The sequence below is a fragment of the Mucilaginibacter sp. P19 genome (assembly GCF_050632265.1).
Lineage (GTDB): Bacteria > Bacteroidota > Bacteroidia > Sphingobacteriales > Sphingobacteriaceae > Mucilaginibacter > Mucilaginibacter gossypii.
In genome coordinates this window covers 1,376,501-1,389,471 of record NZ_CP192586.1, presented here as the reverse complement: position 1 = coordinate 1,389,471, position 12,971 = coordinate 1,376,501, and the positions used below count along the sequence as shown (strand labels likewise).

Here is a 12,971-nt window from a genome sequence, read left to right as displayed (position 1 = left end):
AATGAATGTCCCGGTCTACAAACTTTCAACCGGGAGTTCGGCGCTTTTGCGTTGCTTGCTGCCGCCTATCAGGTAGTAAACTGGGATGCCCGTTAAAGTAATGATTAAGCCAGGGTACGTATAAGCAGGTTTATATTTAATCAATAACAGGCAAAAAGCAATGCCCATAATGATATAAATAACCGGCAGTACCGGGTAGCCGAAAGCTTTGTAAGGCCGCTCGGCATTGGGCATTTTTTTCGGAGGATAAAGATCCCGATGATGGTAAGCACATAAAAAACTACTACCACAAAGGAAATCATATCCAGCAGATCGCCATATTTACCACTCAGGCTCCAAAGACACGCAAACACACATTGCAACCACAAACCAAAACCCGGTACCGAGTTTTTATTAAGCGTCCCCACTTTTTTGAAGAAAAGCCCGTCCTTAGCCATAGAGTAATAAACCCTTGCACCCGACATGATAAGCCCGTTATTACAGCCAAAGGTTGAGACCATGATGAGCAGCGCAATGATCACAGTACCCGAACTGCCAAAAATATGCTGTGATGCAACTACACCTACCCTGTCCTTATCGGCGCTGGCAATGTCATGCAGGGAAAGCACGCCGGTATACATCACATTGGTTAATATATAAATCACTGTCACAATCAGGGTACCCAGCGCCAAACTTAAACCGATATTCCTTTTAGGGTTTTTAATTTCACCGGCAATAAAAGTTACGTTATTCCAGGAATCGCTGCTGAATATGGAGCCCACCATAGCCGATGCTATTGCACCCAGGGCAGCAATGGTGGTGTACGAAGCGATAGAACCATTTGCGCTGAGGCTATGCATGCTCCAGGCATTTTTCCAGTTCTCGTTCCATACCGAAGCTTTCAATGAGAATAATCCAAACACAATTAAGCCCAGCAAACTCAGCAGCTTAGCCATGGTAAAAATGGTTTGTACTATTTTACCGCTGTTTACCCCGCGGGTATTGATATAAGTTAAAAATACAATCACCAGGATGGAAAGCAGTTGAGCCGGGGATATGGTGACAAAACCAAAATCAATAGCAACGATGCTTTCACTTAATTGCGGAATGAGGTAAGCTGTAAACTTGGCGAAGGCTACACCCACGGCCGCAATAGTAGCTGTTTGGATCACCGTAAAAAAGCTCCATCCGTATAAAAAGCCCACCAAAGGGCTGTAAGCTTCCTTCAGGTAAACATACTGCCCTCCTGCCCTTGGAAACATGGCGCTTAATTCGCCGTAACTTAGGGCAGCAGTGAGGGTCATAAAACCGGTAATAAGCCACACAAATAGCAGCCAGCCTGCGCTGCCCACATTGCGGGTAATATCCGCGCTCACAATAAAAATACCGGAGCCAATCATACTGCCCGCCACCAGCATGGTGGCATCCATCAACCGCAACGAAGGCTTAAAAGAAGTGCTGTTCTCCATAATTTTTTTAGCTAAAAGCTGAAAGCATAAAGCTTAAAGCTTACCATTAATGCTGTTTTATTAACTATTTGCCTCTGAAGTCGTAGAACTTCCAGCTTGTTGTAAAGTCTTTAGTTAATGCTTGATTGGTCAATGTTGCCCGAAGCATCTCAACAGGAATCAGATTTTCCTTAATGGCAGCATCGTGGAATTGCTTATAGGTCATTTTTCCACTGTCAACCAGTTCTTTTCTCAATTCTGTCAACTGCAAACCACCTAACAGGTATGCTACCTGGTAAAGCGGACTATAGCCGCCTTCAAACGAGCGCCTTACCTCGCCTTCGGCATTAGCGCGTTCATGACCAACACGGTCAACCAAAAAGTCGATGCATTGCTCAGGTGTCCAGTTGCCTAAATGGTAGTTGAGCGAAAAGATGATCCTTGCACAACGGTGCATACGCCAAAACAGCATGCCTACACGTTCTTCGGGGGTTTTGGCAAAGCCTTTGTCGTATAACAACAGCTCCCAGTATAAAGCCCAGCCTTCAATTGCAAACGGGGTACCGAAATCCTGGCGATAAGCTTTATACCGGCTGTTCATAAAATACTGCAGGTTATGACCGGGAATCAATTCGTGCTGCACCGTCCCCCTTGAAAAGTAAGGGTTGTTGCCCCGCATGCTCATCAGCCTGTCGTCATACTGCATGGTATTGGTTGGGTATGAGATACTAATCTCCTTGCCACCGGTAAAAAACGGGTTAACCAACTGCCTTTGCGGCGACATCATCACCATGCCCCAGGTCTCCTCGGCCAATGGCGGTATCGTGATCAAATCGCGCTCTTTTATGAAGCTTAGTGCATCATTATATAGTTTAACAATTAGTTCGGGCTGATGGCCTACCGGCACATAACTGTTTTTTACTTTTTCGAGGGCCTTTTTCCAATCGCTGCCAAAACCCATTTCCTGCGATGCTTTCAGCATTTCCTTATCGCACCAGGCAAACTCCTTGTTAGCCAGTTTAATAAGCTCTTCGGGCGTGTAAGGGATCATCTCGGCCTGTAACTGATTAATCAGCTCTTGCCTGCCAATAGGTACGCCTTTTATACCGCTGCTATCGCTTTTTTGGCTGGTGTTCAGCTTTCCTTTACTAATGGCTAACTCGCTGTACCTTTCCAGCGCATTGTCAACGGCTTTATAAGGTTCAGGTACCCACCAGGTAAACGAAGGATCGTATTTATTATAGAAACCAAAAAAGTCCTTTAAACGGCCTTTCAAACCCAATAAAGCAGCTTTGGTTACTTTAGCCACCGGCATATCCACCGATGGAAGTTTACGATACGCTGTGGTATCTGCTTTAAGTTCTTTCAAGATCTTGTTCAGATCCCCTGCAACCTTTTCGCCATCAACAAATGTTCCGCGGCGGCGTTTTTGTTCAAGCGCGTAAATCTCATCGGCAAACGAGATGTATTTGGCTGCCTGGCTGTAAAGGTCTTCTTCCTTTTTCAGATCTTTCAGATCAAAGTTAATGCGCTTTTTCAGCAGGATATAATCAACTTTGCCATATATGCTCAGGGCATTAAAATCTGTTTGCTCCAGTTGTTTCAGATAATCGTTATCAACTTCAATGAGCCTTTTGCGCTGCTCGGGTGAATTAATGACATCTTGTTTGTACTGTTCTTCAGCACGGTCATTAACATTATAGGGCGAATAAAAATCGTGGATGGCATTCATGTCCTGCCCGTACCTGATTATGGTACCGGCTACTTCGCTGCTTTGCTCATACAAATTGCTGGATGGAGCAGTTTGTGCATTTGCAGTCAGGACACCAAAAGTAAGGGCATAAAGGGCTAAACCTTTTATGGTTGTTTTAGTATTAATAAGCACGATATATTTGGTTTGAGGTAAAGAAAATTAAGTAGCAATTAGCTTGCAGCCCTGTTAAGGCTGATAAGATTGTTGTTGTATGAGTCGAGATAGCCTCGCGGCGAGTTGCCTATGACACATTTGAACACCCGGTTAAAGTTGGTGATACTTTTGAAGCCGCATTTATAGGCCACCGTGTTGATACTTTCAAATTTATGGGCGATCAATTTTTTGCAGGCCTCGTTGATCCTGATCTCGTTCAGGAATGAAATAAAAGTATGACCAGTATGCTTTTTGAAATATCTGCAAAACGACTCCGGCGTCATGTAGGCCACCTTAGCAACATCCTCAAGTGTAATGGGCTCACTATAGTGCTGCATGATGTAGTTGTAGATATTACCAATCCTGATCCCTTCGTTTTCGGTTATGCCCGGTAAATTGCCATAGGTTGACAAAGGATCCAATTTGCTTTTGATATTGGTGAGCCCCTTAAGCAGATGGAAAAACTGGATCAACTGATCGGGCCCCGATGCTTTCTGCAGCGCGATCATGATCTGCGATACTTTGTCAACAACAGAATGAGGCAATTTGAAGCCCTGCTGGTGCTGCTGCATAAATATGAGGCTTGGCTTTAACTCGGGTAAATTAAACAGCGGTGCCAGCGCACCTTCAGGGTTAAAGAATATGGTAAGCGCTTCTATTTGCTTGTTCGCATTGGGCGCAAAGTATTCGGGATTACTTTTAAACACATGCGGCAGGTTTGCACCAATTAAAAACAAATCGCCTGCAGAGTAATCATGCATGTTATTTCCTGCAATCAAAGTACCCTCACCCTGCTGGATCCACGTGAGCTGAATTTCTTTATGACGGTGCAGGTAGGGGTAATGATAAGGTAAGCTAACCTTTTCTGCTATCACACTTTTATCGTGCGGAACCGGGATAGTAAATTGTAAAACTTTCATCTGCTACTTGATTATCACTTGTTGAATTTACAATTACTTAACTTAATTTGCTAACAAATGAACTTAAAAGGATAAAATACGGGCAATATTTGATAATTTATGGTTGGTACAGGTGCCAAAATTGACCGAAAAACCCATTTTTATCCAACAAATAGAAAGTAAATTAAATGTTATATAAACAATTAAAATCGAAATTATAGCCACAACAGCCACCATTTGACCGAATAAAATATTTTTAATTGTACAGAATACAACTATTGTACATTTTACACTAACCATGCATTTTACGCAGAAAACCCGTTTTTTAATCTGTTTTTTATGATACAAGTAATAAAACAGACTCTTATTAACGCAAAAAACCGTTCATCAGGGGTAAATGAACGGTTCCGTTTTCCGGCATGCCAGAAGGGTTATCAATTGTTTAAATTAAGATCTTTCAGGGGCAAATTCTTTAATATCAATAGAGGTTGGTTTGCCAGATATGATTTCGTTTGCCAGTAAACCCGTTGCCGCGCCAAGGCTCAAGCCCATCATACCATGCCCGGTAGCCACAGTAAGGTTGTTATATTGTTTGCTCCTGCCGATGTATGGTAATCCATCTGCAGATGAAGGCCGGAAACCGAACCAGATATCCTTTTGTTCAGGGACAGCAGGTTTTAAACCCGGGAAGTATTTTGGCACTGATTCTACAATACCTTTTACACGGTTCATGTTGATACGATCGTTGATCTTGTCAAGTTCCATGGTACCACCATAACGTAAACCACCATTCATTGGGGTTATAGCAACCCTCGCTTCGGCTAACAATGCCGGGATATGCATAGTTTCACTATTATCTTTTACATTGAAAGAATAACCTTTACCCGGCATCAGCAAGATCTTTAAACCCAACAATCTGCCAATAGCCGGCGACCATGAACCACCCGCAATAATGTATTCATCAGCAGTAAACTCTTCATTGTCTGCCAATACCCTGCTCACTTTACCACCTTTGGTTTCAATTTTAGTAACCTCTTTATTGGTAAGCAATTGTACACCAACGGTTTTCAGGTGCCTGATCAAAGCCGCCATCAGCTTATTTGGCGAAAGGTGTGCATCGCAACGGTAATGTACCGCGCCCAACACATCAAGTTCAAGCTTGGGTTGCAGCTTTTTACAGTCATTAACACTAAGCACCGCCATATCCAGGCCCAATTCCCTGCCCTTTTCGGCCATATGTGCTTCTTCCTCGCCAGCCTTTTCGGTTTTATAAAACATCAGGATGCCTTTTTCAACCAGGTCAAAATCAAAACCGGGCTCTTTGCTCAGGTCCTCATAAAGCTTTTTGCTAAGCAGAGAAAGTTCCGTTAAAGGAACAGCCGATTTTTCAACGTGTGCTGCATTGGCTTTCTTTAAGAATTTCAATCCCCATGAAATTAGTTCGGGGTTTAAGGATGGTTTTACGTAGAACGGGCTTTTGCTGTTAAACATCCACTTAATACCCTGCGAAACCATACCCGGAGTTGCCAGCGGGATAAAATGGCTTGGCACTATCATACCAGCGTTGCCATATGAGCAGCTATCTGTCATATCGCCTTTATCCAGCACAGTAACCTCGTGCCCGGCTTTTTGTAAGTAATAAGCCGAACTAAGTCCTACTATTCCACCTCCTATTATCAGCACCTTTGCCATTTTTATTTTAAGCTGAAAGCTTAAGGCGGAAAGCCGAAAGCTTGTTAATAATTCTTTTTTAAACGTCCCATCAGGGTCTCTCGCAGAGGACCCTGATGTATACGCCATGCAGATTAGCCGTTCTGAGCATTTATTAGATGTTTAGAAAGCGTTGAACCTCAGGGTCCTCTGCGAGAGACCCTGAGGGAACGTGGATATTGTTATATCACCTGGAAACCGTGAGCATACGGATCGTCATCATCTATCTTAATGGTATTGTAGCCATATACTTTGGCCCAGCCTTCTACACTTGGTATAATGGCATCAATATCATTGATCTTAACCACGTCTTCAACCTTACCAATAAATTTACTGCCGATGATGCTTTCGTGAACAAAAGACTCACCCACTTTCAGTTTACCTTTAGCAAACCATTGCGCCATGCGGGCCGAAGTACCGGTTCCGCAAGGCGACCTGTCGATAGCTTTATCACCGTAAAATACCGCGTTACGTGCAGTTGCATCTTCAGATAAGGTAGCACCTGCCCAAAGGATGTGCGTACAGGTATTGATAGTAGGATCCTGCGGATGTACAAACTGGTACTTTTCGTTAATACGTTTGCGCAACACCTGGCTCCAGGCTATCAGCTGACCGGCTGTATAATGCTCGATACCTTTAAAGTTAGGCTGAGGATCAACAATGGCGTAATAGTTACCACCATACGAAACGTCGATAGTAAGTGTACCTAAGTCAGGGCATTCAACCTCTAAATCAGTTGCAGCCAAGTAGGCTGCAACATTCCTTAACTTTACAGAGGTTACTTTTTTGCCCTCCTGTTTATACTCAATCAATACAAGACCGGCAGGAGCTTCCATGCGCACAATACCCTGATTTTTAGGCTGGATCAGCCCTTCCTCAATAGCTATGGTGATTGTGCCGATAGTTCCGTGCCCGCACATTGGTAAACAACCGCTGGTTTCAATAAACAAAACAGCAACATCGTTTTCCGGATCATGAGGCGGATACAGGATACTGCCCGACATCATATCATGACCGCGGGGTTCAAACATCAGGCCCGTCCTGATCCAATCATACTCTTTTAAAAAGTGCTGACGTTTCTGGCTCATGTTGTCACCTTTAAGGGTAGGGCCGCCACCGGCCACCAGCCTTACTGGGTTACCGCAGGTATGTGCATCAACACAAAAAAGTTTTACTTGCCATATGCAATTATAACGCTACTTCGGTTAATTTACCCCAGCTGCCTACAGGCAACTCAGGCCTTGCAGCAAGTGCATCATTTATGATTTTCTGAACCTTTTCGCGCTCTGCACCAATTAGTGGTAAACGTGGCGCACGTACATTTTCGGTACCAATGCCGGTTGCAACTTCGGCCAGTTTAATGTATTGTACCAATTTAGGGTGAATATCCAGCTCAAGCACAGGTAAAAACCAACGATAAATCGCCAAAGCCTCATCATAACGTTTTGCTTTAACCAAACGGTAAATAGCAACAGTTTCTTTAGGGAAGGCATCAACCAAACCGGCAACCCAACCATCGGCACCCATCACAAGGCTTTCCATAGCCAGGGGATCAACGCCGGTAAAAATCTTGAACCTTTCGCCAAAACGGTTGATCATGCGGGTAACGTTTGATATATCACGGGTTGATTCTTTTACCGCCTGGATATTATCGTAAGCAGCAAGCTCTTCAAACATATCTAAAGTAACCTCAACTTTGTAATCAACAGGATTGTTATAGATCATGATTGGCAATTCGGTACTTTTTGCAATAGTAGTAAGGTAAGCGACCGTTTCGCGGGCCTCACTATTATAACGCATCGGCGGCAACAGCATCAGGCCATCAGCACCTTTATCAAATGCTTTTTGGGCGTAAGCAACAGCCGCTTTGGTAGTTTGCTCGGCAATGTTCAGTATAACAGGTACTTTTCCTTTTACAAACTCAACAGTATGTGTAAGCAGCGCGAATTTTTCGTCATCGCTTAAAACGCTTGCTTCGCCTAATGAGCCGCCTAATATAAATCCGTCAACGCCGGCCTCAAGCTGGGCGTTCAGGTTTATATCAAAAGCATCAAAATCAAGTTCGTCATTATCTGTAAATTTTGTAGTTACTGCAGGGAGTACACCTTTCCAATCAAAAGTTATCATTGTATATTATTTTTCACAAAACTAAAAATAGTATTAAATAAGTTTATTTAACAATTTAGCAGACAATAACCGTATTTTAACCAATAATGTCAAAATCGCGCGTATTGCCTGCTAAATAACGCCTATTGCGCATCCCACCAAACCCTGTCGGTAAGCTTAGCGTTTTGCTGCGGCTGCGGGTTTGAAGTCATTTCTGACTGCGGATACAACACCCTGCGTGGGATATCCGACAAGGCGTTTTTCACCTTGGTTAAAGCCGGGAATCCCGTACGCCTCCAGTCAACATAATTCTCCATCGACAGGAAGTTAGCTACAACCTTTTCCTCAATAATGAGCTTCATGGCATTGGCACTGGTAAGCGTTCCCCTTGAAGTTAAGTAACTATCCGCAACATCATCGGCAATACCCAGTTTTGACATGTGCGATTTAACAGCCAGCGTGTAAACCGGTTGTGCGGCGGTAGCCCCGGATATTACAAATGTAGCTTCAGCTTTTAAAAATAATGCCTCCGAGTAAGTAACAATATAGTTATTTGAACTTGTACTTGCATAAAAAGAGCCACCTAATGAGTAGGCCTCCAAACTGCCAATATCGTCCGAGCCGATCACTCTTCCGGTATATAACCCTGTTTCAATTGCAGGCGCTACCATTTTTGATACCCTGGGATCTTTTCTGCTTGCAAAACCATCAACAAATGTTGAGGCCAATACCAGCGTTGAGCCCGGTAAAAAGTTTTGCTGCCATGGGTTTTCGGCTCCGGCCCCGCCAGCGAAAGGCATTTTCATATCATCATCGTTACTTGCCATACCATTTTGAAGGGCAGTGAGTGCCAACTGTGCCTGTGCTGCTGCAGTATGACCGGGTGCTTTAGTAAGGTGCATGTAATAACGTGCCTTTAGCGTATAAGCCGCCTTTTTCCATTTGCTCATATCACCGGCGTAGTAAAAATCATCGCCAGTTGGCACGGTAGCGCTGCTTTTGGCGATATCGGCAATAGCATTATCGAGCAGGGTTTGGATCTGCGCATAAACAGATTCCTGGCTGTCATAAGTTGGTGTAACGTTGGCAATACCCTGAAAACCTTTTGAAAAGGGAACATCGCCCCAAACATCAGTAGCCGAGCCAAGTGTATAAGCCAGCAAAATCTTTGATATGGCTGCGTAATTCGCATTACCATCGGCTTCCGCTTTTTTGTTTAACAGTACAAGGTTATTCATCACTTGCGTGTAAAAATTATACCAGTCACCGTCCATATCCTGATGATACATGAGATAAGTGCCAAAATTTGGCGGTACCTGGTTTAAGGCTATGACCTGCAGGTATTGCTGTATTACTATCGGAAGGTTACCGCCGGCGGTGATATTTTGTGATACGGCAGCTTCAACCGGGGCCAGGATCAGTGATTCTTTAACATCGATAGGTCTGTTGGGATCGTGGTTTACATCAATGTATTTTTTACAGCCCGTAAAGCTTACCAACGCGCATGTTATTAACGTGATATATTTATTTTTCATGACAATTTCTTATTAGTGATTTAAATTATAGGGTAACTTTCAAGCTAAAATCAACTGATTTTGAGGTTGGGGTTGAGAATGAATAGATCCCCTGTGAACCATTTGATGAACCAAATGAGCTAACTTCCGGGTCGCCGCCGGTAAAGTGCGGTGCATGGATCCAAAGGTTGCGGCCCGTTACACTAAATGTTGCCGATTTGAAAGGGCTTTTACTTAACCATGATGGTTTTAAAGTGTAACCTAAACTCACATTACGCAGTTTAACATAGCTGCCGTCCTGGATAACAGACTCCAGCACACCGTTTGCGCGCTGATAATACGCCTGACCGTTAACTGCTACTGTGTTTGGTTGCCCGGTAGTTGCATTTACACCATCAACTACTCTTAAACCACGGTTTTCAGTAACTTTTGGCGTGCCATAGAAATAGCCATAGCCATCAACATTATTTTGAATATCGCCGCCGCGTTTGATATCAAAAAAGAAACTGAAATTGAATTGTTTATACCTGAAGTTGTTGTTAATACCACCAAGCCAGTTTGGGTTAATATTACCTACTATACCCTGGTTATCATCGGCATATGGAAGCCCCGAATCGTCAATCAATAACTTACCTGCAGCGTTACGAGCATAACGGGTACCATATATCACGCCGTAAGGCTGCCCAATAACGACATTGGTAAAGCCAATGTTAATCAATGACAGGTCTTTATAAATAGATAATACCTTATTCCTGTTACGTGTAAAATTTAAAGTAAAGTCCCAGTTAAAGTCGCGGCTTTTTATCGGGTTTACATTTAATAATACTTCAATACCCTTGTTACGCATTACTGCAGAGTTTACACTTGTTGCAGAATACCCTGTTGAGGGCGGAAGCGCCACAGTAGGTATGATACCACCATTTGTTTTTTTATTGTAGAATGAAGCCTCAAGACTGATCCTGTTATTAAAGAAACCCGCCTCAAACCCTGCTTCAAACTCGTTGATACGCTCGTTTTTAAGATTAGGATTGCCCAGTACATCGTTGATTAAAAAACCAGCCTGCTGGTTATAAGGGAAAGAGAGGTTCCGGACAGTTGCTTTATTATATGGGGTTAACAAGCTATAGGCACCAATGCTGCCATCGTTACCAACGGTACCATATGAAACCCTTACCTTGCCCAGATTCATGACCTTTGAAAATTCGGGGCTAAAAAACTCCGAGAATATGAAGCTACCGGCAGCAGAACCATATGGATAAAAGCTGTGGTCTATCGAAAGTACAGAGTTACCATCGTACCGTCCGGTTAATGACAATAGCAGAAAACGTTTATATTCGATATTTGATTGCAGATAAAAACCAACTTTTCGCTGCAATGATGAGCCTTCACTATAATTAACTGTTGATGCGGAAGCCATATTATACAAACCGGGTACAGTTAAGCCAACACCATTTGCGTATGTACTTTCACCATAGGTAGAGATCAGGTTATTACCCAGCACAACATCCACATTGAAATTGCCAAACTGCTTGTTAGCACTGATTAATAAATCATTATTGTACTGGCGGTAAGTAAGGTTCTGATCAACCAGCCTGCCATTGGGGTTTGACACCGACTGGGTTGATTCATGATACCTGTCCATTTCGGCATAAACATCGGCACCAAACCTTTCGGTAATAGTTAACCACGACAGGGGTTTATAATCGGCAGTAAAAGTTGGCAAAAACCGGTTAACGCCCGAATGGTTTTTGATGTTATCTAAAACCCAATATGGGTTATTACGTGAAAAACGATACAAACGCTGGGTGCCATCGGCATTTAAATAGGGCTGCAGGTTGTATGATACCGGCGCTGTAAAAATTGTCCAAACCGGGCTTTCCAGCGCATAACCTTCCGGCAACCTGTCATTTTGCGAATTGGAGTAATTTAGCTGAAATGTAGTAGTCAGGTTTTTAAGCACTTGTGCACTATATTTAGCGAAGAATGTATTACGCAAAAATTTAGTTGTTGGCACCGTACCCTGCTGGTTAAAATTAGAGTACGAAACCAGGTAAGTAGAATTGTTACCGCCACCGCCGATGTTAACAGTATTATTATACGTGTGGCCGGTTTTAAAAAACAGATCAGACTGGTTATAAACTTTTGCGGGTTGCCCATTTATTTTCAGGGTGTCCATGCGCGCACCCCATGATGTACTTGTTTTTTGATTTACGCCATCATAATAAATACCGTTTGTACCTTGCGAATACTTATTTTGAATTTGAGGCAACAACGGGTTTTCAAAAGAAAAGTCGGAAGAAAAAGTGATAAGCGGCTTTTGATTCAAAGCGCCGTTTTTAGTGGTAATAATAACAACACCATTCGCACCCTTTGAACCATAAAGGGCCGTTGCTGCAGCACCTTTCAACACGTTCATACTGGCAATAATAGAGGGATCAATATCAGCCAGTCTATTTGTGCCCGGGCCGGAGTTAAGGTTACCTGTTTCAGCATTATCAACAGGAACCCCGTCAATAACCATTAGGGGGCCATTTTCGCCATAAAATGAAGTTGCGCCTCTGATCACGATCCTTGCGGAGCTACCCGGCGTACCCGATGAGCTTGTAACCTGCACGCCTGATACCTTACCGGCAAGAGCATTTACCAGATTGGGCTCTTTTGACTGCGCAATCGATTCGGCTTTTACCTCCTGGGAGCTGTAAGTTAAGATCCTTTTGTCGCGTTTTATACCCAGAGCGGTAACAACAACTTCGTTCAGCTGTTTATTATCCTCGGCTAAAGCTACATTAACCTGAGCTTGTCCTGTTAACTTAATTTCCTGGGTTGCAAAACCAATAGCGGTTACCATAAGTGTACCCTGTCCGGTATAGTTAAGGCTAAACATACCACTACCGTTGGTAACAGAGCCGGCGCTTGTATTTTTTATTTTAACGGAAGCGCCAACTATGGGCTCGCCCTTCTCGTCGGTTACCTTTCCTTTTAATGTTACTGTTTGCGCGTAGGTGCTGTAACAAAACACAAACACACTTAGTAAAGGCAAAATGAACCTCTTTAGTAATTGTTTAAACTTCATAAATTAAATTTTGGGGTTAAAAACTATATATTACATGCTGTATTTCAGACACGTAAAACTATCTGCGAGCCGCCCCTTGTTTTTTTATGAAATTTGCCAATACTGCCCGTATCTTAACATTACTGTTACAATAGCATTAATTTGATATTATATTTATATAAAAACCCGTTAAAACGTTAATATATTGATAGTTAATTCGCAGTATCGTTAATAAACTCACTGTAAATAACCTGCACGTTAAAAAAACGGATAAAATCCTGCTATCAACTGCAAAATATTATTCAAAATAATTGTGCAAAGCACACTAATTTAGTTGAAAGTTATTCTTACCGTTAC

At 42.9% G+C, this 12,971-nt stretch carries 8 protein-coding genes; all 8 read right to left on the bottom strand.

All coding sequences use genetic code 11. The features are described from left to right. Positions 1-140: 140 nt before the first annotated feature. Complete coding sequence (locus ACQ86K_RS06495; RefSeq protein ID WP_431200034.1) at positions 141-1,448, bottom strand: APC family permease; 1,308 nt, start codon at positions 1,446-1,448, stop codon at positions 141-143. 64 nt (positions 1,449-1,512) lie between these two features. Beyond that, the gene (locus ACQ86K_RS06490) at positions 1,513-3,312 is read right to left on the bottom strand and encodes a DUF885 family protein (protein ID WP_256337340.1); all 1,800 of its coding nucleotides are present in this window, start codon (positions 3,310-3,312) and stop codon (positions 1,513-1,515) included. A gap of 38 nt (positions 3,313-3,350) precedes the next feature. Further along, on the bottom strand, positions 3,351-4,253 hold the full coding sequence (locus tag ACQ86K_RS06485) for an AraC family transcriptional regulator (RefSeq protein ID WP_091162996.1): 903 nt from the start codon (positions 4,251-4,253) through the stop codon (positions 3,351-3,353). Between the two features lie 426 nt (positions 4,254-4,679). Next, positions 4,680-5,924 carry an NAD(P)/FAD-dependent oxidoreductase gene (locus tag ACQ86K_RS06480; RefSeq protein ID WP_091163476.1) on the bottom strand — a complete coding sequence of 415 codons (1,245 nt, stop codon included), beginning with the start codon at positions 5,922-5,924 and terminating at the stop codon, positions 4,680-4,682. Between the two features lie 200 nt (positions 5,925-6,124). After that, positions 6,125-7,066 (bottom strand): 4-hydroxyproline epimerase, encoded by a 942-nt coding sequence (locus ACQ86K_RS06475; RefSeq protein ID WP_431200033.1) that lies wholly within the window; start codon positions 7,064-7,066, stop codon positions 6,125-6,127. Positions 7,067-7,130: 64 nt separating this feature from the next. Next, positions 7,131-8,069, bottom strand: coding sequence for a dihydrodipicolinate synthase family protein (locus ACQ86K_RS06470; RefSeq protein ID WP_091162993.1), 939 nt, complete (start codon positions 8,067-8,069; stop codon positions 7,131-7,133). Between the two features lie 122 nt (positions 8,070-8,191). Beyond that, positions 8,192-9,583: a SusD/RagB family nutrient-binding outer membrane lipoprotein gene (locus ACQ86K_RS06465; protein ID WP_091162992.1), complete on the bottom strand. Its 1,392-nt coding sequence runs from the start codon at positions 9,581-9,583 to the stop codon at positions 8,192-8,194. Between the two features lie 25 nt (positions 9,584-9,608). Further along, positions 9,609-12,635, bottom strand: a complete 3,027-nt coding sequence (locus tag ACQ86K_RS06460) for a SusC/RagA family TonB-linked outer membrane protein (RefSeq protein WP_091162991.1) — start codon at positions 12,633-12,635, stop codon at positions 9,609-9,611. Positions 12,636-12,971 lie beyond the last annotated feature (336 nt).